Source organism: Candidatus Aramenus sp. CH1 (assembly GCA_022678445.1).
Classification (GTDB): Archaea; Thermoproteota; Thermoprotei_A; order Sulfolobales; family Sulfolobaceae; genus Aramenus.
Map to the genome: position 1 here is coordinate 1 of JALBWU010000012.1, position 26860 is coordinate 26860.

General features: G+C 46.4%; 24 protein-coding genes and 1 tRNA gene. 13 read left to right on the forward strand and 12 right to left on the reverse strand.

The features are described from left to right. Positions 1-259 precede the first annotated feature (259 nt). Complete coding sequence (locus MPF33_09730; protein ID MCI2415501.1) at positions 260-1072, forward strand: chorismate mutase; 813 nt, start codon at positions 260-262, stop codon at positions 1070-1072. On the opposite strand, the gene MPF33_09735 is transcribed toward MPF33_09730, so the two are convergent. The 5 genes from MPF33_09735 to MPF33_09755 form a co-directional block, all read right to left on the reverse strand. Then, positions 1065-2030, reverse strand: coding sequence for an Lrp/AsnC family transcriptional regulator (locus MPF33_09735; protein MCI2415502.1), 966 nt, complete (start codon positions 2028-2030; stop codon positions 1065-1067). The genes MPF33_09730 and MPF33_09735 overlap by 8 nt on opposite strands. Before the next feature lie 33 nt (positions 2031-2063). Next, the gene (locus MPF33_09740) at positions 2064-3464 is read right to left on the reverse strand and encodes an NAD(P)/FAD-dependent oxidoreductase (protein ID MCI2415503.1); all 1401 of its coding nucleotides are present in this window, start codon (positions 3462-3464) and stop codon (positions 2064-2066) included. Continuing rightward, positions 3464-4480, reverse strand: coding sequence for an adenylosuccinate synthetase (locus MPF33_09745; GenBank protein ID MCI2415504.1), 1017 nt, complete (start codon positions 4478-4480; stop codon positions 3464-3466). Before MPF33_09745 ends, MPF33_09740 begins: the two co-directional genes overlap by 1 nt. A gap of 125 nt (positions 4481-4605) precedes the next feature. Then, positions 4606-5649, reverse strand: coding sequence for a formate--phosphoribosylaminoimidazolecarboxamide ligase family protein (locus MPF33_09750; GenBank protein MCI2415505.1), 1044 nt, complete (start codon positions 5647-5649; stop codon positions 4606-4608). Then, on the reverse strand, positions 5646-6644 hold the full coding sequence (locus tag MPF33_09755) for a formate--phosphoribosylaminoimidazolecarboxamide ligase (GenBank protein ID MCI2415506.1): 999 nt from the start codon (positions 6642-6644) through the stop codon (positions 5646-5648). The genes MPF33_09750 and MPF33_09755 overlap by 4 nt, the downstream gene beginning before the upstream one ends. A 60-nt stretch (positions 6645-6704) precedes the next feature. Between MPF33_09755 and purB the strand changes: the two genes are divergently transcribed. The 4 genes from purB (at position 6705) to MPF33_09775 (ending at position 10949) form a co-directional block, all read left to right on the forward strand. Beyond that, positions 6705-8075 (forward strand): adenylosuccinate lyase, encoded by a 1371-nt coding sequence (purB, locus tag MPF33_09760; GenBank protein ID MCI2415507.1) that lies wholly within the window; start codon positions 6705-6707, stop codon positions 8073-8075. Between the two features lie 6 nt (positions 8076-8081). Next, a tRNA-Thr gene (locus tag MPF33_09765) sits at positions 8082-8169 on the forward strand. 16 nt (positions 8170-8185) lie between these two features. Next, on the forward strand, positions 8186-9127 hold the full coding sequence (locus MPF33_09770; protein MCI2415508.1) for an AIR synthase related protein: 942 nt from the start codon (positions 8186-8188) through the stop codon (positions 9125-9127). 70 nt (positions 9128-9197) lie between these two features. Then, positions 9198-10949, forward strand: a complete 1752-nt coding sequence (locus MPF33_09775) for a radical SAM protein (GenBank protein ID MCI2415509.1) — start codon at positions 9198-9200, stop codon at positions 10947-10949. A gap of 192 nt (positions 10950-11141) precedes the next feature. Here MPF33_09775 and MPF33_09780 read toward each other — a convergent pair whose 3' ends face one another. The 6 genes from MPF33_09780 to MPF33_09805 form a co-directional block, all read right to left on the reverse strand. Continuing rightward, entirely contained in the window at positions 11142-11612 is a 471-nt protein-coding gene (locus MPF33_09780) for a hypothetical protein (protein ID MCI2415510.1), read from the reverse strand. Positions 11613-11674: 62 nt separating this feature from the next. After that, positions 11675-12394: a phosphoribosyltransferase gene (locus tag MPF33_09785; protein ID MCI2415511.1), complete on the reverse strand. Its 720-nt coding sequence runs from the start codon at positions 12392-12394 to the stop codon at positions 11675-11677. Positions 12395-12479: 85 nt separating this feature from the next. Next, positions 12480-13895 (reverse strand): Asp-tRNA(Asn)/Glu-tRNA(Gln) amidotransferase subunit GatB, encoded by a 1416-nt coding sequence (gene gatB / locus MPF33_09790; GenBank protein ID MCI2415512.1) that lies wholly within the window; start codon positions 13893-13895, stop codon positions 12480-12482. Then, positions 13896-14300 carry a cytidine deaminase gene (gene cdd, locus MPF33_09795; protein ID MCI2415513.1) on the reverse strand — a complete coding sequence of 135 codons (405 nt, stop codon included), beginning with the start codon at positions 14298-14300 and terminating at the stop codon, positions 13896-13898. After that, a complete protein-coding gene (gene upp / locus MPF33_09800; protein ID MCI2415514.1) occupies positions 14275-14925 on the reverse strand; it encodes a uracil phosphoribosyltransferase in 651 nt (216 codons plus the stop codon). The genes cdd and upp overlap by 26 nt, the downstream gene beginning before the upstream one ends. Positions 14926-14929: 4 nt before the next feature. Further along, positions 14930-15175 (reverse strand): 30S ribosomal protein S28e, encoded by a 246-nt coding sequence (locus MPF33_09805; GenBank protein MCI2415515.1) that lies wholly within the window; start codon positions 15173-15175, stop codon positions 14930-14932. Positions 15176-15244: 69 nt separating this feature from the next. Between MPF33_09805 and MPF33_09810 the strand changes: the two genes are divergently transcribed. Then, entirely contained in the window at positions 15245-15430 is a 186-nt protein-coding gene (locus MPF33_09810; protein MCI2415516.1) for a 50S ribosomal protein L24e, read from the forward strand. Then, positions 15431-15871, forward strand: a complete 441-nt coding sequence (gene ndk / locus MPF33_09815; protein ID MCI2415517.1) for a nucleoside-diphosphate kinase — start codon at positions 15431-15433, stop codon at positions 15869-15871. On the opposite strand, the gene infB is transcribed toward ndk, so the two are convergent. Further along, positions 15845-17650 (reverse strand): translation initiation factor IF-2, encoded by a 1806-nt coding sequence (gene infB / locus MPF33_09820; GenBank protein ID MCI2415518.1) that lies wholly within the window; start codon positions 17648-17650, stop codon positions 15845-15847. The two genes, ndk and infB, sit on opposite strands and share 27 nt — an antisense overlap. 109 nt (positions 17651-17759) lie before the next feature. Here infB and MPF33_09825 point away from each other — a divergent pair, with 109 nt between their 5' ends. From MPF33_09825 to MPF33_09850, 6 genes are read left to right on the forward strand one after another with little or no spacing between them, the layout of a single operon-like run. Further along, the gene (locus MPF33_09825) at positions 17760-19022 is read left to right on the forward strand and encodes an NADP-dependent malic enzyme (GenBank protein MCI2415519.1); all 1263 of its coding nucleotides are present in this window, start codon (positions 17760-17762) and stop codon (positions 19020-19022) included. A 58-nt stretch (positions 19023-19080) separates the two neighbouring features. Continuing rightward, positions 19081-19332, forward strand: a complete 252-nt coding sequence (locus tag MPF33_09830) for a DNA-directed RNA polymerase subunit H (protein MCI2415520.1) — start codon at positions 19081-19083, stop codon at positions 19330-19332. Positions 19333-19339: 7 nt separating this feature from the next. Further along, the gene (locus MPF33_09835) at positions 19340-22711 is read left to right on the forward strand and encodes a DNA-directed RNA polymerase subunit B (GenBank protein MCI2415521.1); all 3372 of its coding nucleotides are present in this window, start codon (positions 19340-19342) and stop codon (positions 22709-22711) included. Beyond that, the gene (gene rpoA1 / locus MPF33_09840) at positions 22704-25346 is read left to right on the forward strand and encodes a DNA-directed RNA polymerase subunit A' (GenBank protein MCI2415522.1); all 2643 of its coding nucleotides are present in this window, start codon (positions 22704-22706) and stop codon (positions 25344-25346) included. Before MPF33_09835 ends, rpoA1 begins: the two co-directional genes overlap by 8 nt. 6 nt (positions 25347-25352) lie before the next feature. Beyond that, complete coding sequence (rpoA2, locus tag MPF33_09845) at positions 25353-26531, forward strand: DNA-directed RNA polymerase subunit A'' (GenBank protein MCI2415523.1); 1179 nt, start codon at positions 25353-25355, stop codon at positions 26529-26531. A gap of 4 nt (positions 26532-26535) precedes the next feature. Next, complete coding sequence (locus MPF33_09850; GenBank protein ID MCI2415524.1) at positions 26536-26859, forward strand: 50S ribosomal protein L30e; 324 nt, start codon at positions 26536-26538, stop codon at positions 26857-26859. The last annotated feature ends 1 nt before the right edge of the window (position 26860 follow it).

The window sequence follows — 26860 nt, forward strand, 5'->3', positions numbered from 1 at the left end:
AGAAATCCCAGTGGTGTCGTTAACTTCACAGCGACGTTAGCGGAGCGTTAAACATTGTGAAAAAGGAAGATTGTCAACGCTTTGGCTCTTTCCTTTCTCTTCACATCACGGAGTATCTCCCTTAAAGGGGGAGTAACGCTCAAGACCTAGGCAGAACCCTCGCAGGGCAGGGAGGAGGTTAGATTTTTGCAAAGTCCAGAGATGTACAAAAAAGCGAAAAACACCCGTAAACCACGCAATGTTTGAGTAATGCTTAAAAATGAGAGGTATTCTTATACTCCGAGAGTGGTCAGATGGAATTTACTATCTAGGTCCTGAAGGCAGTTTCTCGCATCAAGCAGCTAGTTTGTTGGGAGGAAATCTGGTACCGCAGTCTACTATTAGTGAAATATTTAAGAAAGTGGACGAAGGCGAGAGTAGCTTAGGCGTAGTACCAATAGAAAACAGCCTAGAAGGCCCTGTTAACGAAACCCTAGATAATTTGTTTCAATACGATAGATTATACGTGCTCTATTCTGTAGAAATACCAGTGGATCTAGTTTTGGCTTCAAGGTCAGAGATAAGTAAGGTAAGAAGAGTTTACTCCCATATTCAAGCTATTAGGGAAGCCAAGAACACACTTGAGAAGTTAGGTATAAAGGAGTTTATACCCGTGGAAAGCACCTCTAAGGCTGCCCTTATGGCGTTAAGGGACGTGGAGTCTGCCGCCATATGCTCTAGGTTTGCTGCCAAGTTGTACGGCTTGGACGTTCTTTACGATAAGGTTCAGGACGGCGTTAACATAACTAAATTCGTTGTATTATCAAAGAAGTTCTACGCCTACGGAGAGAGGGGAATATTCATGTTTACGATCCCCGACGAGCCTGGAAGCCTCTACAGGGTACTAGAAAAATTCTACAAGTGGAACGTTAACCTAACTATGATATACTCTAGGCCTATCAGGAGCACGCCTTGGCACTACTATTTCTACTTAGAGTTCGAGAATAAGGTGGATTTGCTATCCCTTGAAAAAGAGATCAGAAAGGTAGTACTAGAACTTAAAAATAAGGGAACATACAAAAAGCTTACATGACTATGCCGGGCTTCAAGTTCTCGAGGCTGTAGAGCAACATGTAGCTCTTGGCGTTAGTCATCTGGATAGCGTTTTTAGCTGCGTCCCTTATTACATGCTTGTCCTTTCCGTGAAGCATACAATAACATAAGTAGTCCCACGGTTTGTTGCTCTCTCTGAGTACTACGTGAGTCGCCTCGTACAGCTTCTCGGCTATCTGGATGCACGAGTCTTCTACGTTGTCCGTGTTTATGAGAAGCATGGCGTTCTCCGTTATTCCCACTTTTTCGCCGTTCAATGTAGCCCCGTAGTCCTTTATCACGTGGAGTCCCCTCAGCTCCCTTATTAGGTCTACCAGTTCCTCTTCTTTATACCCAAACTTTTGAGATATCTCGTAGAAAGGCCTGCTTGTTATAGGAAGAGGCATAGACATGGCCTTTAGCAGTTCCCTATCCAGCCCTAAGTCTTCAGCAGTTGGTACCTTGTCTGGTATTCCCTCTGGCTTACTCCAGGAGATCCCCCTGATAATATCGTACTTGACGCTGAGCTTTAGGTTTCTCTTAGAGTAGAGAATAACATAGTCCCTCACCCCAGCCTCTTGCATTAAGTTTTCTATCTTCCTATCAAGGGTGTCCTTGGACTCGGCCTTTATAACGTACCATACGTTGTACCTAGGATGGTTCCTTATAAAATTGTGAGTGAGCTCCCTAATGCCTAAGGCCATTTTCCTGTACTTCTCTAGGTTTTCTAGGGGGATGTCAGCAGCGACCAAAGCACCTTCCATTCCCTTCGACCTAAAGTTTACGTACATACCCACGCGTTTAATAACTTCCTTATCGATATACTTCTTCACCTTAGCTATAACTTCGTCCTCCGTCATGCCCAGCTTTAACGCTATTTTCTCAAAGGGCCTTGGATCCTCAGGAAAATTGTACTCCAGCTCCATAAGTAAAAGCTTGTCGCGTTCTGGTATGTCCATATGAAGTAAAGTTATTTGTGTAAATAAAAACGTTTATCCAATACCAAGCTTAGCCAGTATTCCGCGAGCTGCGAGTACTCCGGTGGCCGCTGCAACGTTTATTCCTCTCGAGAGCCCCACGCCGTCTCCAGCGACGTACAAGTTGTCAACAACAGTCTCCATGTTTCTGTCCACGACGGCTTTCATGCTATAGTATTTTATTTCGGGCGCATACAGGAGGGTGTTCGACGAGTAAAGTCCCGAGGCAAGGTTGTCGAGCCTCTCTAGTCCTTCAATGAGGTCTGAGACTATCCTGTATGGCAGTCCCATGCTTATATCTCCAGGAGTTACGTCCTTTAGCGTCGGTTTTACTGTAGACCTACTTATCCTTTCCCAAGTGCTCCTCCTTCCCTTTTCAAAGTCTATGAGTCTCTGTAGGATTGGCTTTTCTCCCCCTAGCCTTGTCATAAGTCTCGCAATGCTCTTGCCATACTCGATAGTGTCCTCTAGAGGATCCGAAAGCTTTATGGTAGCTAGGAAAGCGAAATTGGTGTTGTTGCTCTTCTTGTCTACGTAGGTCTCACCGTTAACCCCAATCGTTCCATCATCGTAGACTTCCTTCATTATAAACCCTCTCGGGTTTACGCAGAAGGTTCTCACCTTGTCGTCGTATTTCCTTGTGTACAGTACTATTTTCGGATCCCATACAGCTGACGTAAGCTCCTCCATGACGAAAGACTCAACCTCTACCCTTACTCCTATGTCCAGAGGGCCAGGCACCATGTCTATCCCAAGTTTCTTGCTTTGGTCGTAGAACCACTTTGCCCCAGACCTGCCTGGAGCTACTAAGAGAAGTTTGCTTTCCATTTCTCCCTTGCTGGTCTTTAGGCTAAACGTCTCTCCCCTTTTCTCTATTGAGTAAACATCGGTCAGCTCAGAGATCTTTATTCCCTTTTTCTCTATGAAGTTTGTTATGTTTTCTATGACTTCTGGGCTCTTGTCCGTTCCTATGTGTCTCTGGACTATGGGTATGAATTCAGCTCCTGCCTTGGCGGCCCTCTTCTGTATCTCCTTCACTTTCTCGGGGTTAGGCTTAAATAGCCTGTCCTTTGGAGCTCCAAATTTCACAAAAACCTCGTCAACGTAATTTATGAGCTCTTGGGCAGCGTCCCAGCTCCTCAGGATTTCGTGAAGCTCTCCACCTATGTCTGGCCTTAAGTTTATTATACCACTACTAAACGTTCCCGCCCCGCCTATACCGTAATTAATGTGACATGGGTTACAGAAGGTACACTTTTCCTTAGGTGAGAGAAGGGGGCAACTCCTCTTTAGCGCCCTAACACCCTTATCTACTAGGACTATGTTGTAGTTGCTCCCTTCATTAAGGTTCTTAGCTATTTCGTAAGCCGCAAAGAGCCCCGCAGGACCGCCACCTATAATTACTAGGTCGTACATCAAGCCTCACCCATCTTTTCCTTTCTCAGATCCACCATGTCCATACTGTCTTCTCCCGTACCAATCAGCGTTATAGGAGTCTTTAGTTCTGCTTCTATCTCCTCGATCCACTTTCTTGCTTGCTGGGGCAACTTCTCGTATTCCCTTACCTTGTAGGCTCCCTTAAATAGGGAGTCTATCTTCGTTATGGCAACTTGAGTGGCAGAGTTTATCCTTATAGCCTCCTTCGCTAGCTTGACGTTAAATGGGGCAGCCCTCCTTTTCCTTCCGGTCACCGTGGCCACTTCCAGGAGGCCCAACCTGGCAGCTTCCTCTTCACTAAGCTCTCCCTCCAGATATCCATTACCTACCCTTGTCACATAAGCCTTGAAGACAATGAGGATCTCGTTTACGTACTTTGGACCAACGCCTAACTCACTTAAAACCCCAGATGAAGTACAGTTCCTACTGGTGACGTAAGGGTACTCCCCGTGATATAAGCTTAGGAAAGTACCTTGAGTACCCTCAACCCAGACTAAATTCCCTTTCTCCAACTCGCTTATTACCAAATCTGGTACGCTACCTAGGTATTTCTCCAGTTCTTTGTAGTCCTTGGCGAGCTTAAGTAACCTGAGAATCCTCCTAGCTTCTGCGTACCCTACTCCCTGCCCAGTGCTTCCCACGGTTTTCATCAAGTTTTCATCATTTCTCTCATCATCTATCTCTTTTTTTGTAATTATCCCTACGTGCGGATCAATAGTTAGCCTGTCTTCAGAGTTAGTGATCTGGATCTCGTGGAATAACTGCTCCATTGAGGTAAGCGCCCCAGGCGCAAGAGCCAATTTTGTCCTGTTGTTAACAAAGGCAGAGGGTAGTATCCTAATTTTCCAGCTCTTACCTCCGAATACTACTGTATGGCCAGCGTTAATTGATCCGGTTCTTACAGCGTAACTGGGCGAGTCAGCAAGACCTAAATAAGAAGCTACTTTGCCTTTGCCCTCATCTCCGTAAAAACCACCTACAAGTATATTTAGCATTAGGCACCGTTTTGATTTGTGTAGACTCATCATATAAAAAAATATCTAACAAGAATTTGCAATGATAAATACTCTCGGTTTCAATGTATCGTTAACCTTAGAGGGAGACAGTTTTATAATTGCAATTAGGTAGTAATTTTATCTATTTCGTTGCTGTTTATAGCGGTCTTTATCTCAATCGCTATTCTCCTTCCAAGGCTTATTGGCTTCCCGAAATAGAGCTTAGAGTACTGGCTACCTATTCCCATGTAAGCGTTTGTTCCGCCTCCTATTCTAGGAGCCACGTCGAATACAACAAGCTCTAGGTCTGGAGTAACGGTTAGCTGAAGAGTAAACGGACCAATTATCCCCGGAGGCTGAAGTTTCTTAGTAGCCCCCACGAAGGAGTAGCCTATCTCGAAGACCTTTTCGAGCAAGCTCTCCCTTATGGTAGCTGGTTCATGTCCTACTTCTATGAGCCTCGGAGTTCTATTTACCTCCAGTTGGATATCTACAGGTAATCTATAGAAAGAGTCCCAGTCGCTCTGTATCCTCCTGTCCACGCTGATGAGTTCGGTTCTGTCAAACAGGACGCTGTGGAAGTAGTTGACGTTAAAGTAGGCGCCCAGTACAAACTCCTCTATTACCATATCCTTCAAACTTTCCTCGTCAATTACGTTGCTCTTAAGGAGTTGGTGGAGTTTATTGTCGAAGTCTTTTTTGTCCTTGGCGAAGAAGAACCCCCTTTCCACCCTCCTCTTGGCTTCGGGCAACTTGACTATGACGGGGCTGTCTATGTTATCTGGAGTGTAGATCCTAGGCCTCCTTATCTTAGCCTCGTCAAGTAACTTGTAGTAGTTCTTCTCTCCAAGTCTCTCCTCCCACCTTAACATGAACTTGTTGCCGAAGAACTTGGTCTTCATCTTCTCTAAGTTATCGTAACCTAAATACACAGCCATGCTACGGTTGGGCACAACAATGGCCTCGTCCTCTATTAGCTTCTTCTGGACTTCCTCGGAGTATATCTCCTTGAAGTCGTTGAGCAGTAAGCACTTGTCCACTATTGCCTTGAACTCTAGGTAAGGCCTTTCCCTTCCCTTTTTGCATAGGGCAATTGTTTCAAAACCTTCGTCTTTCGCTCCGTCAAAAACGTCTAGGGCAGAGTGGCTAGCCAGTGCGGCAATCCTCATGTAGTTACCTCACTCAGTCTGTTTCTTTCCATTGCCATATTTATTTCTCTTGCTATTCTCCTTCCTACACACATAGGTTCGTCCCAGTAAAGCCAGGAGTAGGGGCTGCCGTTTATGTATAAGTTGGTTCCAGCCACTATCCTACCGGAAAACTCGAAGACCACTATTTCAAGGTCGTCGGTTACCACGGACTCTAGCGAGAACGGTCCTATCATACCCGGTGGCACTAGCTCTTTCGTGGTGTTCACGAACTTGTCCGCGTAGTCGTAGGCCTTGGGCAATAGGCTCTCCCTGGCCACCACTGGTATGTTCCCTGCAACCACAAACGTAGGGGATATGTCCATACTCCACGGTAACCTACGAAGCCCGTCCACGTTCGTTTCGTACCTTATGTCTATCCCAGTAAGCTCGACTCTACGTAGGATTGGACTGTAAAAGAACTGGAAGTACATGGGAATTCCTATGACGTATTCCTGGATTATTACCTCATCAATACTCTTAATTGCCTTTTTCTCTAGCAACTTGCTAATTCCTTCCTTGAGCTCGCTCTTGTTCCTCGCCAAGAAGTAACCTTTGCCTCCCTTAGCTCCGGGCAGTTTAACTATGACAAGCCTGTCAACGTCCTCTACGCTCTCAAAGGACTGGGGGATCTTTATGCCGGACTTCTCTAAAAGGCTCATCTTTTTCTTTTGATTGGACTCCCACTCGAAAAGGTTCCTATTGCCGAAAATTGGTATACTAATCTTCTTCGCCCTTTCCATGCCCAAGTACTCTATGAGACTTCCGTGGGGAACCAGTACAGCGTCCTCAAGTGAGTTTACGTGGTTAAGCGCTTCGTCGTAGTTTCCGTAGGGCAAAAACTTGTCTATGAAGCTGAACCTTCTGTAAAAGCTCTCCCTGTTCCTTTCTACTATTAATGCTGTGGTAAAGTTCTCTCTTTTGGCTCCTTTCAAGATCTGGAGCGAAGAATGGCTGCCAATGGTCGCAATTATCATCGCTATCCTAAGGAAAAGGAAGTGCAAATATTATTAAACCTTTAATTAAGCTTAACCATAATGGACGACATTTGTCCCTTAGACTGGAGATATGGAAGCGAAGAGATGAGGAAAATATTCTCAAGGGAACACGTCATTGAGACCAGGATGAGAGTGGAGATAGCGTTACTCAAGGCGTTAGCTAGACTGGGACTTGCTAGTGAAGAGGACGTAAAGGAAGTAGAGGAAGCGTCAAAGAAAGTTACTATTGAGGAGATAGACGAGCTAGAGAAGAAATTGGGCCACGACGTCATGGCAATGGTGGTGGCTTTAGCTGAGAGGGCGGGGGAGCACGGGAGGTTTGTGCACTTTGGCGCTACCAGTTACGATATTGTGGATACCGCGTACGCCCTAATGTTCAAGGAAGCGTTAGCAGTACTAAAAGGGAAGTTAATAGCAGTTTTGGACAAGCTTGTTGAGCTTTCGAAAAAGTATGGAAATACTGTAATGGTCGGGAGGACTCATGGTCAACATGCCCTTCCAATTACGCTTGGCTTCAAGTTCGCCAACTACGTTTACGAGCTTTCTAGGTCGCTGGAAAGATTGCAAGAAACGGAGAAGAGGGTAGTAAGGGGTAAGATATCTGGCGCGGTAGGCACAATGGCCGCGTGGGACGGTTACGGGTTAAAGGTTGAGGAACTGGTAATGAGGGAGTTAGGGCTGGATTCACATCCTATATCTACTCAAGTAGCCCCTAGAGACGGTTTTGCGGAACTTGTGTCCAACCTCGCCATTCTTGGGTCCCAGCTAGATAGGTTAGCATTGGAAATCAGGGAACTAATGAGACCGGAAATTGGAGAGCTTAAAGAGGGAGTAGGAAACAGGGTGGGTAGCAGTACGATGCCACAGAAGGAGAACCCGGTTACTGCGGAAAAGGTGAGCGGTCTAGCAAAGGTTCTCAGAGGGCTAGTGGTCTCAGAGTTGGAAAACGTTCCTTTGTGGCACGAGAGGGATCTGACCAATAGTTCTTCGGAAAGGATTGTTCTATCGCACGTCCTAATCACAATAGACGAAATGCTGAAAAGCACATTGGAAATCCTAGAGAATCTCGTCGTGGACGAGAAAAACATAGAAAAGAACTTGAAAATAACAAACGGCCTCATCATGGCTGAGAGCCTTATGATAAACTTAACCATGAAAGGAATGGCGAGGCATAAGGCTCATGAGATTGTTTCAAGGCTATCTAAGATTGTTAGGAGCACTGGGAAGACCCTGGAGGAAGTAGCTATGGAGGACGAGATGGTGAGGAAGTACATGTCGCCAGACGAAATAAGAAAGTCGCTGGACTATACCCAATATTTAGGACAAGTAAATGCCTTAATAGAAAGGGCAATTGAGTATTACCGCAGAGTTCTAGAGGGCGTTAATTTAAAAAACGTAGCGGTAAAATAATTAACTGCCGCTGTAGCTCAGCTGGTAGAGCGCCGGCCTCGTAAGGTCTCTCCAAGGGAGCCGGCGGTCGCGGGTTCAAATCCCGCCAGCGGCTCGTTAAAGTGATTACGATGAGGCTAGAGGACATAGGCGAGCACGAGTTTGTAAATAAGGTAATAAGGTCGTTCATAGGAAACAAAGTTTTGGAGGACGTCTTCTTTAAGGACGGGATAGGGTATAAGATAGACGGCTTTCAGCTCTCTTACTTATTTCCATTTATGGATTATTACGACGTCGGATGGAAGGCAGTGACAGGAGTGGTAAGCGACCTAGTCTACTCGCTTTCGCAACCTAAGATCATAATGGCCTCGCTTGGACTTCCAGGCAAAACGGAAGCGAGTGAAGCAGAAAAGCTGATAAGGGGTATATACGAGTCCTCGCTTTACTATAACGCAGAATATGCGGGAGGGGACACAAACGGGAGCTCATCTTCGGGGTGGATAGATGTAGCGGGCGTAGGTGAATCGGTTTGCGAGAGATATAACGATATAAAGGAAGGAGACGAGCTGGTTTTGACGAACCCTGTAGGTCTAACGTCTAACGTGTTCATATCATACCTTAGCGGTTTCAAAATACCTATCCTCCATGAAGCCGAGGTCAGGGTAAAGCACCCAGTAGTTAACGTACACGCCCTTAACGTGTTGCGCGAGCTGTGTCCGCTTATTTCCTATTCCACTGATGTAAGCGACGGAGTTCTAATCAACATGTACAACGTGGTCAAGCGGTTTAACGTTGGTATAGAGGTCACAAAGCTACCCCTTGACAACAAGGTGGTGTCGCTCCTGAGCAATTACGGCTACACTTATCTTGACATATTGAGGTACTCCGGTGAGGAGTATGAAGGCTTAATAGCAGTGAGGAAAGGCTACTCTGAAAAGGTGATATCTAAGCTAAAGTCAATAGGAATGAGGCCATTCGTAGTTGGCAAGGTGATCAGTGGAAGTAATGAAGTCACCTATAAGGGCAAAAGATTAGATGAAGCAGGTTGGGACAACTTTAAAGGATGGTTTTAACCTAATAATCTGATTATCTGGAGAATATACTTAAATACGTCTTTGAAAGTATCTTATCCCTAAGATACGTATGGCTCAAGTGGAAGAACAAAACAACAAGGGCTTTAGATTGTTACCTGCACCTTCTAAGTACGAGAACGGAGTCGTAAAGTTTGGAGATAGAGAAATAAAGATAGGAGGACCTTTGCCCAAGTTGGCTCAAAACGAGAAGTTAATTAGGGTTACGCAATCCCTCTGTCCAGCGTGCTACAGACTTCTTCCAGCAACGATCTTCGAGAAGGACGAAAGGATGTACATAAGGAAGATCTGCCCAGAGCATGGAGAATTTGAGGACCTATACTACGGAGACGTGGGAATGTATTATAAGTTCGACTATTGGGAATATGAAGGCAAGGGGCCCAAGGTACCTTACGTAGATCTAAAGTCCCCTTGCCCGTTCAACTGCGGTCTCTGTCCAATGCATCACCAGCACTCTGCCTTAGTCAACTTGGTGATCACGAATAGGTGTGATTTGTCCTGCTGGTATTGTTTCTTCTTCGCTGAAAAGGCTGGCTACGTGTTCGAGCCCACTCTGGAGCAAATAAGGTTCATGGTACAACAGCTTAAGAGGCAGGACATTACTCTCGTTATACAAGTTACAGGCGGAGAGCCCACCCTGAGAGAAGACCTGGTAGAGATAGTGAGGCTTTTGAGAGAGGAGGGCGTGAAGCACATACAGCTTAACACATGGGGAGGGACCTTCGCTAAGCTTTATATGGAGGATCCAGACAAGGCAATAAAGTACGCCGTGGCCTTAAGGGAGGCTGGGGTGAACACTGTTTACATGAGCTTCGACGGAACGACAAGAAAGACGAACCCGAAGAACCATTGGGAGATACCGTACACATTGGAGGTATTTAGAAGGGCTGGGATGACTAGCGTAGTGCTTGTGCCCACAGTTATAAAGACTGTTAACGACCACGACCTCGGCAGCATAGTAAAGTTTGCCGCAAGGAACATCGACGTGGTAAGGTCAGTTAACTTCCAGCCAGTCAGCTTAACCGGTATGATGAAGAGGAACATGAGGGTCAAGTTCAGGATAACCATCCCCGAAGTCCTGAAGAACATAGAGGAGCAGACAGATGGAGAGATAACTAGGGATAGTTGGTACCCAATAGGCACTTCCGTGGTATTCTCCAGGCTAGTTGAGGCGCTTACTGGCAAGGAGCAGTTCGAGATGGCCAACCACCCAAGTTGCGGTGCCGGTACATATGTATACGTAGAGTGGAGAAACAGAGAACCTCACTTTATACCTATCTCTAAGTTCATTGACCTAGAGGGGTTACTAGAGTACTTCAAGGAAAAGACAGAGGAGTTGAAAGAAGGTGCCAGCAAATACTGGGTAGGAGTGAAGATGTTAGCAAACATAAGGAAGTTCATTGATAAAGAGAAGGGGCCAAAGGACTTTGACGTATACAAGATGCTCTACAACATAGTCGTAAACCACAACTACGACGCACTTGGCGAGTGGCACTATAGGACTCTCTTCCTAGGTACGATGCACTTCATGGACCTCTACAACTACGACATACAAAGGGTCATGAGATGCGATATACACTACGTGGTTCCAGACGGCAGAGTGATACCTTTCTGTACGTACAACGTACTAAACGACTTATACAGAGACAAGGTGCTGAAGGAGTACCAGATACCTCTAGACGAGTGGATAAGAAAGCACGGTGAGAATAGCATAGGAGACGCTATGAAGTATAAGAGGGCTGCCTCGACCTTAGAAAAAGGAGAGATATACAAAGAGACGTATAAACACTTTAGCTCGATGTGAGCTTATTTTATTTATTCATTCTTATCTCTTATATTAATTATTAATATTTTTTATACTCTAATGGGTACTAATTCCCTAAACCACACCCTAGCGTTACATTTGCTTCTGAAAGAGCACTCCGCGCAACAAGTATAACACACGTTAATCTTTTTGACTGTACAGAACTTAGTAATCCTGCTCCTTCCGCACGAGTCACAGACCTCCTCGTAAACCATCTGTTCTCCAGCAATCTATGTTGTCGCATATCATTTTAATGTTTTCACCAAGAAAGCTGAGCCTATCATTCCCCACAAACGCGAAATCTCTAAAAAGAGCTATAACAGATCCGCGCGTTGGGGATTTCGTCCAAATTACTTCAAGGTCACCTATTCTCTCTACGTCCCTTCTGAGTTCCATGTAGATCTCGCAACCCTCTATGCGATCTTTTCCGCAGGTTCCGTGTTTGATTCCAACGGAATCGGGGTAGTGAATTACTATGCCGGCCCCGAAGAACTTGTGAATTCCGCACGCTCCTCCGGCTGAATCCCTTTGACAGTTGGTTAAGATTACGTACTTTAGCTTTTGTTTATCGTGAATTACTTCAAGTATGCTCCTTATTACGTCGGTTAGAAGTTCCCCGGAGGTAGAGTTTACCAGTACGTAGTAGCTTTCCTGTTTCACCAAGTAACACACGTTTCTGCCTGGCAGACCTATCTTAAAAACGTCGTTAGATACTCTCGCTACGCTCATAGAGTAAGCAACGATATTACGTCCATCGTTCTTAAAAGATTATCCAGCGCTTCTCTTTTGGATACTATGGCGAAGGCTAAAGCGACTTCACTACCGGCCTTTTTGAGCAAAGTATTGGACGCCGTAATTGTCCTCCCGGACTTAATAACGTCGTCCACTATGATGACTTTATCCGATTTGCTGATTAGGTCCTTTCTCAAGTATAAGCTACTTACAACCCCTTCGCTCTCCTTAATACTCTCGTCATAGTACTCCATTTCCAAGGTATCCTTGTGCTTCTTGGCTATGATAAGTGGCTTGTTTAGTACAGTGGCTACCATTGAGGCGAATGGAATTCCATTGCTAGCTATTCCAAACACCTTTGTTACACTTTCGATTTTGGAGAGATTCCTTAACGTCAGCTCTATCACTAGCCTCAATAAATTGGGGTAAAAGAGCAAGGAAGACGTGTCAATGAAACCGTCTCCAAATATTCTTATCCTATTTTTAATAAATGACAACAAAAACTCCTTGTTCTTCACTTTGTTGATGATGTTGTTGTACTGCACTTCGCTGGGTACTGTGACGCCATTAACGTATCTACAGAGGAGGCTTTCTTGGATTCCGAGTAATGAAGAAAGTTGCTTGTAAGTGTAGATGTTCTTCAGCTCTCTTAATAGATCCACTACCAGTAACCTCTCCCTAAGCTCCCCATCCTTAGTCTGCCTTAGTGCCAAAGCTTTATACCCCTGGACAAGATATGTTAGTAGATGTTCGAGTTTTTAAGTGCTGAAAAAATGATGTGAAACCCACGCAGAGAACTTATACGCCCAATTTTTTCCTTATTAACTCGTTGGTAAGCTGTGGGTCTGCCCTCTTGCCCGTCCTTTTCATTACCTTACCTACCAAGAAGTTAATGACCTTGGGATCCTTTTTAGCGGCTTCCGCTGCATCCTTATCCTCTTTTATTACTTCCTCCACCAATTTCTCTAGGTACTCAAGGTCTCTGATAGCGGTTAACTGCGACTCCTTGATAAGCTGGTCTGGGTCAGCTCCCTTAAGCACAATTTCCGGCAGTACCTCCTTTACTATCTTGATAGTTATTACTCCCTTGTCCAATAGGTTAAGGAGCTTAGCTATAGCCTCTGGTGTCGCCTTTGATTCCGACGCTCTGAGGTTCTTGTCGTTGAGCCACCTTAAGTAGTCGTTTAGAATTAGGTTAGCTAGCTTCTTGTAATCCTTGTATAGCTTTGCGGTGTTCTCGTAAAAATCGGCTAGCGCTTTATCCATAACAAGTATTGATGCCTCCTTCTGTGAAATTCCGTACTGTTCCACGAGTCTCTTTACTCTTGCGTCTGGCAATTCGGGCATTTCTGCAGTAATTTTTTTAATTAAGTCCTTGCCTATAGGATAAGGAGGGAGGTCTGGATCAGGGAAATATCTGTAGTCCTCGTCGGTTTCTTTTGTCCTAGTTGGTACGCTTATTCCCCTTTCCGAGTCCCAGTGCCTAGTCTCCCTTTCAACTTTTAACCCCTGGATTATCGCCGCCTTTTGCCTCGCTATTTCGTATTTTATCGCGTTTTCGACGTCCTTGATGGATCCCACGTTCTTCACCTCTACTCTCTCTCCCCCTTCTACTGAGACGTTAACGTCGGCCCTCATTGCCCCCTCCATGTCGCAGTTACACACCCCCAAATGCTCCAATATCGACTTGAGTTTTTCCAAGAACTCCCTAGCTTCCTTTGGGCTCTCAATGTCAGGCTCAGTTACTATCTCAAGGAGACCTATTCCTGACCTATTGTAGTCCAAGAGCGTGTACTTGCTAGTTAACATTGAACCAGTTGGGTAAATTATCTTAGCGGGGTCCTCCTCAATGTTTATCCTCCTTATCCTTATCTTCTTGTTTGTGATCTCCAGCACGCCTGACTTTGCGATGGCCATGCTACCTGGCCCATCGTATTGGGAAATCTGATAGTTCTTGGACATGTCAGGGTAGAAGTAATGCTTTCTGCTGAAAACTAGCGCTGGGGCAATTTCGCAGTTCAAGGCCAAGGCGACCATGATGGCGTAAGTCAAAGCCTTTTCGTTCAATACGGGTATGGCCCCTGGTAATCCTAGACACACAGGACAGGTGTTGGTGTTGGGGTTCTTGTTAATGTAATCCGACGAACAGGAGCAAAACAGCTTGGTCTTTAAGGTATTAAGGTGCACGTGAACTTCAAGTCCAATCTTAGGCATCTAGCCCTCACCCAGTCTAAATGCATGTGGTAATAACTCGCTCAGCTTATATTTAACTATCCTATTATTAGAGTCAAGAGTTATTACCTCTATATCCTCCGAGAATTCCGCTAATACTTGCCTACACGCACCACATGGCATCATGCCTTTACCTTCTGAGTTAATTACGGCAATTTTCTTGAACTTCCTTTCGCCGGAGTTTATCGCGTTGAAGACTGCTACCCTTTCCGCGCATATGGAGAGCCCATACGACGAGTTCTCTACATTGCATCCCGTAAATACCTTTCCAGAATCGGTAAGTAACGCCGCACCTACTTGTATCCTAGAGTAAGGCGCGTATGAGTTTTTAGTTGCCTCTAGCGCTATTCTCAGGAGTTCGCTATCCGAAGGCTCTGTCCCCTGCATCTCCGAGCCCCGGTACTATGTATCCCCTTGAGTCTAGCTCTGGGTCAATTGAGATAGTAAAAAGGTAAACGTCTGGAAACTTGGAAAAGATCCTCTTTAGACCATATTCTGAGATGATCACCGATGCTATATAGATTCTCTTTGGATTCTGTCTAGCCACCCTATCCAACACCTTAACCATTGTACTTCCAGTGGCTATCATCGGATCTGCCACTATTACGTTGTCAACCCCTTCTTTGATTGGCGGAATTTTCTCGTAAAAGATCTCTACCTCCATTTCTTTAGGCGGTTCTTTACCCTCGAACTCTCTTCTCTTTGCGGTTACTACTCCCTGCCTAGCCCCAGGGAATGCCTTAAGAAGGCCCTCTACTAATGGAGAAGCAGCTCTAAGTATGTTAACTATGACCAAGTTATCTAGATCTACTATCCTCACTCCCTTGGTCTTAACCCCTAGTGGGGTCTCCACTTCAGTTATCTCGTAGTCCATAGTGTTTGCTATTTCATACCCTATTATCCTGCCTAATCTGACCAGTCCCTTTCTAAACGTTATCTGGTCAGTGTTTTTATCTCTCAATTGAGTTAAAATATGTAATTCGTACGGCTCCGAGAGTAAAAATAACGGCATCTCTTTACCTCTTTGTAGTGAGTTTCCTGGCCTCCCTCTCGGTTTCCCTAAGGATAACTATATCGCCTAGTCTCACAGGGCCCTTTATGTTCCTAGTCAATATCCTTCCCTTGTCCCTTCCTTCCAACACTCTGACTCTAACTTGGGTTACCTCGCCTGTGACGCCAGTTCTATCCAAGATCTGGATCACTTCGGCCGGGAACCCAAATTCCTCTATGATTGACGAAGTTTGAGTTTTCTTCTCGCTCATTTCACACCACTTACCTTATCTTTAGCAATTCCTTTAAATACCTCACTAAAAAAATTATGGTGAGAAAGAATGCCTTCCAGTCACACGTGTAGCTTCTGTGGAGTAACGATAGTCCCCGGTACTGGCATAATGTACGTTAAAAACGACGGCACAATTCTTTGGTTCTGCTCTAGCAAATGTAGGAAATACATGTTGAAGTACCATAAGGACGCGAAGAGACTTAAGTGGACTACATCGTACTCGAGGGTAAGGTAAATGGCTACGCAGAGAACCTTCGTGATGATTAAGCCAGACGGTGTAAAGCGAAAGCTAGTTGGAGAAATAATATCAAGGATAGAGAGGAAGGGGCTTAACATAGTTGCCATGAAGATGGTACAGATAAACAGGGAAAGAGCTGAGGAGCTCTACGCAGAGCATAAGGGCAAATCCTTCTTCCCAGAACTCATCTCCTACATAACCTCCGGTCCGGTAGTTTGCATAGTGGTGGAAGGAGACGAGGCAGTAGCGGTAATGAGAAAAATGATAGGAGCCACCGATCCGAAAGAGGCTTCCCCTGGAACCATTAGAGGAGACTTTGCTCTGAGCAAGGGCGAGAACATTATCCACGCCTCTGACTCGGAAGAAAAGGCGAGAAGGGAGATGTATATATTTTTTAGAGAAGAAGAAATCCTAGAGCTGAAGGCCCAAGCCGTATAGGGGGTCTGAAGCTCTTTTTATCTTTATAAGTTCCTTGATTACCTCCTTCATGTCATCTGTGACCACGTCCTTGTAGTTCTTGAAGAGAATTTCGAGGTCCTCCTTTGGAACGTCAGTGTAGAGCTCGTCCCCTTCGTCAATCTGCCTCCCTACCATTACGTTACCCTTTATAGAGACAGCCACCTCCATACCTTGTGTTGCTCTGTCAACGGATTTCTTGTTATCCTGAATCTGTAGCACTTCCCCAACCCTCTTTCCCTCCTTGTTTATTAAGGGGTATTTTGGTCTAATTATACCTCCCAGAACCTTAACTCCTACAATTACTGGGTCACTTCTCCTAAACACATAGCCAGGGAGTATCTTTATCTTCCCTGGTAAAATTAGGGTGTCAAGGGTCTTCCTCTTTCTACTCTCTCTTACGTCGTTTATGTACTTCTCCACGTTGTCGATGAGTTGGTAAATTATGTCGTTGTAAATTAGTTTTACCTTTCCCGTTTCCACCCCCGGAAGGGGCTTCACGCGAAATGCTGCTATTATTCCGTATTCCTCTACCTCCTTTGCTGACATCTCAGCCTCTATTACGTCTCTTTTGCTTATCGGGCCAATATCGGCTAACCTAACTGGAATACCCTTCTTTTCTAACGCGTCAACTAGCGATTCAAGTGCTCCTAAGCTGTCAGCCTTCACCACTATTCCAGTCACGTTTTTCTGGAATCTTACCTTGGCCAGCTCCTCTTCAATTAATTTCTTGTATTCGTCTATTTTTTCCCCGCTTTCCACAGCGTATATAGGAGACCCTGCTACAGCATACTCTAGGTCTGTAGCAATGATCTTCACTCCTGAAGCAGCATAGACCTCGTCAACGCTTCTGTATCCTGTTTTTGAGATCCTCATATCTTGTAGGGGTGCGGGTAGGAGAAGGTTTCTCACCTTAGTTACGATAACTCCGTTGATACCACCAAGGACTATTACGTCGTTTTTCCTTAGCACCCCATCGTATATAATCACGTCAATTGTGTGTCCGAAACCGGGGTCTTCCTTAACTTCTAGCACTACCCCCTTGGCAGGTCCCTCTGCGAACCCTATCCTCGTCCTTAGGTACCTTTGGGTGAGTCCGGCCAGTAAGGCTAAGAGCTCCGGTATTCCCTCCCCAGTTTTCCCGGAGACTGGGACGATTGCGACGTACTTTGTGAAGTCCTTTATCCTGTCAAACCTCTCGGCGTTGAAGTTTAATTGTGCCAACTGGAGAACCAAGTTATAAATGGCGTTATCCAGTCTTTGTTGTACTGCTAGGGACTGCTTAGCGAAGGAGTTAAGAAATGGTTCATTTTCGTGGGGCTTCCACCCGGGTATTTTGTCGATCTTATTGGCAGCGACGAGAAACGGTACTTTCTTTTCTTTGAGTATCTCTATAGACTCAATGGTCTGCTTTTGGAAACCTTCTGTAACGTCCACGACTAAGATCGCTATGTCAGCTACGCTCCCTCCTCTTCTCCTCAAGTTGGAGAAGAGCTCGTGACCCGGAGTGTCGATAAACAGTAGGCCCGGTATTTCGAGCTTAATTGGGATTACGTTCTTTAAGGGTTCCGCTAGCTTCTCTATAACAGAACTGGGCACGAAACTTGCTCCGACCTCTTGGGTCATTTCTCCGGGCTCCTTTTTGACGATTGCAGTCCCCCTTATTTTGTCCAAGAGCGTGGTCTTACCGTGGTCTACGTGGCCCAGCACAACCACAATTGGCTGTCTTAATCTCTTAGTGGACACCGTGGAAGTACTCATGTGTATCACCTTGTGAGTCTAATCACAAATTCTCTTTCATTTGATAGTTATTATTTTTAAGCCACCGCTCGTTCCTTTTAGTGGGATTCTCGTGGTAGATTACGACAAGATGGCCATAGAGGTCGCATCTAAATATAAAGGAAAAATTCAGATAATACCAAAGGTTCCGGTGAACTCCTTAGACGACTTCTCCGTACTGTACACTCCAGGAGTTGCGGCAGTATCCAAGGCAATACACCAAGACAAGAGCCTCTCCTTTCAGTACACTTATAGGTGGAACGTTATAGGAATAGTAACTGACGGAACAAGGGTTCTAGGACTAGGCAATATTGGTCCAGAGGCCGCAATGCCAGTGATGGAGGGGAAATCTTTACTTTTCAAGTACCTTGGAGGAGTGGATGCAGTCCCCCTTACCCTGAACACCACTGACGCCGATAAGATTATAGAGACAGTCAAAATCCTAGAACCCGCGTTTGGGGGAATAAACCTTGAGGACATTGAGTCACCTAAGTGTTTCTACATACTGGATAGGCTTAGGGAGGAACTTCAGATTCCAGTCTGGCATGACGACCAACAGGGCACTGCAGGAGCAACGTTGGCTGGCCTTATTGGGGCGCTTGAGGTAGTAGGGAAGAAACCCGGCGACATCAAAGTTGTACTATTTGGAACAGGGGCAGCCAACATAGCGACTGCCAGACTCCTCTACAAGTACGGTGTTCCATATAGTAACATGATCCTAGTGGACTCTGGGGGGGTCTTGTACAGGGGAAGGGATGACGAGGAGCAGATGAAAGAGGAAAACGTGTGGAAGTACGAGTTACTTAAGCAAACCAATAAGGATAACGTAACCTCAGTGGAGAAAGCATTTGAGGGAGCAGACGTCCTCATCGCTGCCTCTAAGCCGGGCCCAGGGACGATAAGCAAGGACCTTATCGCGAAGATGAACAAGGACGCAATAGTGTTTGCCTTAGCCAACCCTGTCCCAGAGATATGGCCAGACGAGGCCAAGAAGGCGGGCGCAAGGATAGTCGGAACTGGAAGGAGTGATTTGCCTAACCAGATAAATAACTCCCTAATATTCCCAGCAGTCTTCAGGGGTGCCTTAGACGTAAGAGCGAAGACGATCACCGACGAGATGGTGATTGAGGCGGCAAGGGAACTTGTAGCCTTTGCCAGAGAGAAAGGACTTAACGAGAATTACATAATACCAAAGATGACCGAGTGGGAAGTTTTCCCGAGGGTTGCGGCAGCGGTGGGGACTAAAGCGATTCAACAAGGAGTGGCCAGAGTAAAAATGAGTTATGAGGAACTTTTAATTAATGCTAAAAACATGATAGAAAAGGCACGTAGTCAGATGAAAACATTAGCTTAAATTTTTATATTCCCAGATAGATAGGCTTTTTATCACAATATTACTCTAGGTGTACTGTATGCGTTCAGCTTCTAAAAAGTTAGATCCTACAATACACGATCTTGTCCCCAAGCACGAGGTCCTTTCAGTGGAGGAGGCTTACATGGTGTTGAAACAACTCGGAATAGGTCCAGAGCAACTACCCTGGTTGAAGGCTACAGATCCAGTGGCAAGAGCTATTGGGGCTAAGCCAGGCGACATAGTGAAGATCACTAGGAAGTCAAGGACAGGGGGAGAGATAGTTACTTATAGATATGTAATAAGTGGGTGAATTCCAAATGCTCTCAATTGAGGACAGGTGGAACATAGTAGAAGCGTTCTTCAGGTCCAGAGGCTTAGTTAGGCAACACTTGGACTCTTTTAACGACTTCATAAAGAACAAGTTACAAGAGATAATAGACGAGCAGGGCGAGATCGAGACCGAGATCCCTGGGCTCAAGATAAAGCTGGGGAAAATAAGGATAGGAAAGCCTAGGGTTAGGGAAGCTGACAGGGGAGACAGGGAGATAACGCCGATGGAGGCTAGGCTTAGGAACTTGACCTACGCTGCGCCCATCTACTTAACTATGATACCGGTAGAGAACAACATCGAAGGTGAACCAATAGAAGTTTACATAGGTGACTTACCAGTGATGCTAAAGTCGGTGGCTGATCCGACTTCTAATCTATCAGCGGAAAAGCTCATAGAGATAGGCGAAGACCCCAAGGATCCAGGAGGGTATTTCATAGTAAACGGTAGCGAGAGAGTTATAGTGACTCAAGAAGACTTGGCTACCAACAGGGTTCTTGTTGACACTGGTAAGGCGGGTTCCAACATAACCCACACCGCTAAGATAATATCCAGCACGTCAGGGTACAGGGTTCCAATAACGATTGAAAGGCTAAGGGATTCTACAATCCACGTCAGTTTTCCGTCGGTTCCAGGCAGAATACCCTTCGCTATACTAATGAGAGCTCTTGGGATAGTGACTGATAGGGACATAGTATACTCTGTCAGCTTCGATAATGAGATACAGAACGAGCTAATGCCGTCCATCGAGCAGGCGAGTTCGATAACCACCAAGGAGGACGCTTTGGACTTCATAGGTAGTAGGATCGCAATAGGCCAGAAGAGAGAAATGAGGATCCAGAAGGCAGAGCAGGTACTCGATAAGTACTTCTTACCTCACATAGGCACCTCGCCATCTGACAGGATAAGGAAGGCATATTACATAGGCTTTGCAGTATCCAAGTTACTTGAGCTCTACCTAGGCAGGAGGACTCCAGACGATAAAGACCACTACGCTAACAAGAGGCTAAAGCTGGCTGGAGACCTCTTTGCCAGCCTGTTTAGGGTGTCGTTTAAGGCCTTCGTCAAGGACTTAGTTTACCAGCTAGAGAAATCGAAGGTGAGAGGAAGGAGGCTTGCCCTAAACGCCTTAGTGAGGCCAGACATTATAACCGAGAGGATAAGACACGCCCTCGCTACCGGAAACTGGGTGGGAGGTAGGACCGGAGTAAGCCAATTGCTGGACAGGACAAACTGGCTCTCCATGTTGAGCCACCTTAGGAGGGTAATCTCCTCCTTAGCTAGGGGACAGCCCAACTTTGAGGCAAGGGATCTTCACGGAACCCAATGGGGAAGGATGTGTCCCTTCGAGACGCCAGAGGGGCCCAACAGCGGTCTAGTGAAAAACCTAGCCTTACTTGCGCAGATCTCGGTGGGTATAAACGAGAAAATAGTCGAGAAGAGCTTGTACGAGATGGGTGTAGTTCCCATAGAGGACATCCTAAATAGGGCAAGCGAAGGAGAGGATCCCTCGCAGTACCTGCAATGGAGCAGGGTCATCTTAAACGGCAGGCTAATTGGGTATTATCCAGATGGGGGCGAGTTAGCTAACAAGGTGAGGGAGAGGAGAAGGAATGGGGAGCTGAGCGACGAGGTAAACGTAGCGTTCATATCCACAGAGTACTACAACGAAGTATACGTGAACTGCGACGGAGGTAGAGTAAGGAGACCTCTAATAGTAGTTAAGGACGGCAAACCGCTAGTCACAGAAGAGGATATTGCGAGGCTGAGGAGCGGAGAACTGACCTTTAACGACCTGGTTAAACAGGGGAAGATAGAGTTTGTGGACGCTGAGGAGGAAGAAAACGCCTACATTGCAGTAGAGCCAGACCAACTAACCTCTTCTCATACTCACCTAGAGATATGGACACCTGCAATTCTGGGGATAACTGCCTCAATCATACCATATCCTGAGCACAACCAGTCTCCCAGAAACACCTATCAGTCAGCAATGGCCAAGCAGGCCCTCGGGCTCTACGCAGCTAATTATCAACTGAGAACCGACAGTAGGGCCCACCTACTTCATTATCCTCAGAAGCCAATAGTCCAGACCAGAGCTCTAGAGGCCATTGGCTACACGGAAAGGCCCTCAGGAACCAACGCTATTCTGGCCATAATGTCGTTCACTGGCTACAATATGGAGGATGCAATAATAATGAACAAGTCGTCAGTAGAAAGGGGGATGTTCAGATCTACGTTCTTCAGGCTTTACTCGGCAGAGGAAATCAAGTACCCTGGAGGACAAGAGGACAAGATAGAAAAGCCAGAGGAAGGGCTAAAGGGGTACAAGGGGAAGGAATATTACGCTTTACTTGACGAGAATGGGATCGTTCCTCCAGAGGTCGACGTGAAGGGAGGAGACGTCCTCATAGGCAAGGTAAGCCCTCCGAGGTTCTTGCAGGAGTTTAAGGAGCTCTCCCCAGAACAGTCAAAGAGGGACACGTCAATAGTAGCTAGGCACGGCGAAAAGGGAATAGTAGACCTAGTGTTAATAACAGAGACGTCAGACGGAAACAGGCTCGTAAAGGTAAGGGTAAGGGATCCAAGGATACCGGAGCTGGGCGACAAGTTCGCCACCAGACACGGACAGAAAGGAGTAATAGGGATGCTTCTATCTCAAGCCGACATGCCGTACACAGTAAAGGGAATAGTGCCGGACATAATACTCAACCCACACTCCCTTCCCTCTAGGATGACCTTAGGGCAAATAATGGAGGCGCTTGCTGGCAAGTACGCGGCGTTGTCTGGACATGTAGTGGATGGCACCCCGTTCTACAACTTGCCCATAGAGGAGCTCCAGAACGATCTCCTTAAGTATAGCTACCTAAAGGACGGTACAGAGGTAGTCTATGACGGAAGGACAGGACAGAAGTTGAGGGGCAGGATCAACTTTGGGGTCGTGTATTACCAGAAGCTCCACCACATGGTAGCTGACAAGATGCACGGCAGAGGCAGAGGTCCCGTTCAGATACTCACCAGACAGCCAACAGAGGGAAGGGCTAGGGAAGGAGGTCTCAGGTTCGGTGAAATGGAAAGGGATTGCTTAATAGGTTACGGCGTTGCAATGGTACTAAAGGACAGGCTCTTGGACAACTCGGATAAGACCACAGTGTACGTCTGTGAGCAGTGTGGGTACATAGGATATTACGACAGGAATAAGGGCAAGTTGGTGTGTCCCATCCACGGAGACAAGAGTAACCTATATCCCGTCACGGTCTCTTACGCGTTTAAGCTCTTAATTCAAGAGCTTATGAGCATGGTGATTTCTCCCAGGCTTATCCTGGGAGACAAGGTAAGCGTGAAAGGTGATCATAATGAGTGAAAAGGTAATAAAGGGCATAAAATTCGGCATTTTGTCTCCTGACGAGATAAGGAGAATGTCAGTAACTGCAATAATCACTCCAGACGTATACGACGAGGACGGTACGCCGATAGAAGGAAGCGTAATGGATCCTAGGCTAGGAGTAATTGAGCCAGGCCAGAGATGCCCAACATGTGGTAACGTAATAGGGAGCTGTCCAGGCCACTTTGGGCACATAGAGCTAGTTAGGCCGGTTCTTCACGTGGGATACGTAAAACATGTGGACGATCTCCTTAGGGCCACTTGTAGGCGTTGTGGAAGGATAAAGCTGAGCGAAGAGGAACTAGAGAGGTACTACAAGATATACAGTGCAATAAAGAACAGGTGGCCTTCGGCAGCAAAGAGAGTAATAGAGTACGTGAAGAGGGCGTCGATGAAGAACGCTGTGTGCCCCCACTGCGGTGAGAAACAGTTCAAGATAAAGCTGGAGAAACCATACAACTTTTACGAGGAGAGGAAGGAAGGAGTAATTAGGCTTACGCCCTCTGATATAAGGGATAGGCTAGAGAAGATCCCGGATCAAGACATAGAGCTTCTAGGTTACGACAAGGAACACAGTAGGCCAGAGTGGATGGTACTTACCGTGCTCCCCGTACCCCCCATCACCATTAGACCGTCTATAATGATAGAAAGCGGAATAAGAGCAGAGGACGACCTGACCCACAAGCTGGTCGATATCGTTAGGATAAACGAGAGGCTTAGGGAGAGCATCGACGCAGGAGCGCCACAGCTGATAGTTGAGGACTTATGGGACCTGCTACAGTACCATGTGGCCACTTACTTCGATAACGAGATCCCTGGCTTGCCAACGTCAAAGCATAGGTCGGGCAGGCCGTTGAGGACACTGGCCCAGAGGCTAAAGGGTAAGGAGGGAAGGTTCAGGGGCAACCTCTCAGGGAAGAGGGTCGACTTCTCTTCTAGGACTGTAATATCGCCAGACCCTAATATAAGCATAGACGAAGTCGGCGTCCCAGCGGACATAGCTAAGATTCTAACAGTACCGGAGAAGGTCACCAAGTGGAACATAGACAAGCTCAGGGAACTAGTGATAAACGGGCCCGAGAAGTGGCCGGGTGCAAATTACGTCATAAGGAACGACGGTAGGAGGATAGACCTGCGTTACGTGAAGGACAGGAAGGAGTTCGCCTCTACCTTGGCCCCAGGCTTTATAGTAGAGAGGCACTTGATGGACGGAGACATTGCCATATTTAATAGGCAACCTTCGTTGCACAGGATCTCAATGATGGGGCACAAGGTAAGGGTATTGCCTGGAAGGACGTTTAGGCTTAACCTATTAGTCTGTCCGCCCTATAACGCTGACTTTGACGGAGACGAGATGAACCTCCACGTGCCACAGTCCGAGGAGGCAATATCTGAAGCCAGGGAGATAATGATAGTCCACCGCAACATCTTGACCCCAAGGTACGGTGGTCCAATCATAGGCTCCGCCCAAGATTACATAAGCGGGGCCTACTTGCTTACTGTAAAGTCCACCGTGCTTACTGAGGAAGAGGTTCAGATAATCCTAGGGGTCGTAGACCTGCAGAAGGAGTTGGGGGAGCCCGCAATTTTAGCGCCCAAGAGGCTCTACACCGGGAAGCAGATAGTTAGCCTATTTATTCCTGAGGACTTCAACTTCCACGGTCAAGCCAACATATCGAGCGGCGTTAGGGCATGTAAGGACGAGGACTGTCCGCACGATTCCTATATAGTAATAAAGAAGGGTAAGTTATTGGAGGGAGTGTTCGATAAAAAGGCCATAGGAAACCAACAGCCCGAAAGTATCTTGCACTGGTTGGTGAGGGAATATGGAGAGGACTATGTCCTCTGGCTAATGGACAACTTATTCAAGGTTTTCATAAGGTACATCGAGCTCCACGGTCTAACAATGACGTTGGACGACGTTACTATACCTAAGGAAGCTATAGACAAGATAGCAGAGAAGGCTAAAGAGGCAAATAAAGAGGTCTTAGAGCTCATAGAGAAGTACAATAGAAGGGAACTGGAGCCTTTGCCTGGCAGGAACCTTGAGGAGAGCCTGGAGAACTACATACTTGACGCTCTAGACAAGCTCAGAAACACGTCAGGAGAAATAGCTACCATGTACCTGGATCCATTCAATAACGCCTACATTATGGCTAGGACAGGGGCTAGGGGTAGCGTGCTGAACATAACACAAATGGCGGCAATGCTAGGACAGCAATCAGTGAGGGGAGAGAGGATATACAGAGGATACTCCAGGAGGACATTGCCCCACTTTAAGCCCGGTGACATCTCTCCAGAAGCCAGAGGCTTCGTGTACTCCTCCTTCAGAAGAGGACTCAGCCCAATAGAGACGTTCTTCCACGCGGCCGCAGGTAGGGAAGGCCTAGTAGACACCGCAGTTAGGACATCGCAGAGCGGTTACATGCAGAGAAGGCTTATCAACGCACTGGCCGACCTAAGGGTAGAATACGACGGCTCAGTAAGAACTTTATATGGCGAAGTGATACAAACGTTATATGGAGGAGATGGCGTGCACCCAATGTATAGCGCTCACGGCAAGACCGTGGACGCGGATAGAATAATTGAGAGGGTAGCCGGCTGGAGGAAGTGAAACCCCATGTTGTCGGAGGAAACGGAGAAATACCTTGAAGAGAAGATCTCCCAACTAAGGGGCCAAATCCCAGACACTGCCCTACAGAAGCTTAAGGACAGCGCAAGGGACTACCCTGTGGAGCTAACGAAAGAGGAGATAGATAAAATAGTGCAGTTAGCAGTGGACGACTATAAGGGCTCTCTTATAAATCCTGGAGAAGCCATAGGTATTGTAGCAGCGCAGTCAATAGGCGAACCTGGCACCCAGATGACGTTGAGGACTTTCCACTACGCCGGCGTTAGGGAACTCAACGTCACTTTGGGACTTCCAAGACTTATAGAAATAGTTGACGCCAGAAAGGTTCCGTCTACTCCCATGATGACCATCTACTTAGAGGACGAGTACAAGGGAAGTAAAGAGAAGGCCACTGAGATAGCTAGGAAGCTCGAGTACACTAAAGTGGAGAACGTAGTAGATTACACAAACATAGACATGGCCTCAATGTCAATAGAAATACACTTTGACGGAGACATGTTGAGGGATAAGGGGGTTTCAATAGACGATGTGGAGAAGGCAATAAAGAAACTCAAGATAGGCGAGTATACGATTGACAAGCCAGACGAGCTAACTCTAGTCATAACGTTTAGCAATTTAGACAACATTACTACCCTTTTCAAGGCCAGGGAGAGGATCCTTTCCACTAAGATTAAAGGCGTGAAAGGCATTAAGAGGGCCATTGTTCAAAAACGCGGTGACGAGTACGTAATAATAACAGACGGGTCTAACCTAGAGGGCATAATCGGGATAAAGGGCATCGACTTCAAGAGAGTTGAGACCAACAGCCTTCACGAGGTGGAGAGCGTCCTAGGAATAGAGGCTGCCAGGGAGCTCATATCTAGGGAGATAAAGAAGGTCCTAGACGATCAAGGCCTTGACGTAGACGTTAGGCACATAGAGCTCGTCTCCGAGATCATGACCAGGACAGGAGAAGTTAGGCAAATAGGAAGGCACGGAGTGACTGGAGAAAAGACCAGCGTGTTAGCTAGGGCTGCGTTCGAAGTTACTGTAAAGCACTTGCTGGACGCCTCGGCCAGAGGGGACGTGGAGGAGTTCAAAGGAGTAGTAGAAAATATTATAATTGGGCAACCCATTAAACTTGGAACTGGAATGGTAGAGCTTTTAATGACGCCTACCTCGAGGTGATTAAATGTCTCAAAATATAACGGTTGAATCCGAGATAAAAAACCTTTTAAAGACAGGTAAAGTAGTAATTGGAAGCAGAAGGACTTTGAAAAAATTAAAAATGGGAAAGCTAAAAGCAGTGATCGTGGCGTCGACGCTGAGGGGCGACATAATGGACGACATAGTGCACTACTGCAAGGTCTCAGGGATACCGTTTTACAAGTACCCTGGAAGCGGTTGGGATCTAGGAACTCTGGTTGGTAAGCCCTTTATGATATCCACGATCGGGGTGGAGGAACCTGGTAGCTCCAGAATCCTCGAGCTGCTAACTCAACAGCAGACCGGATGAG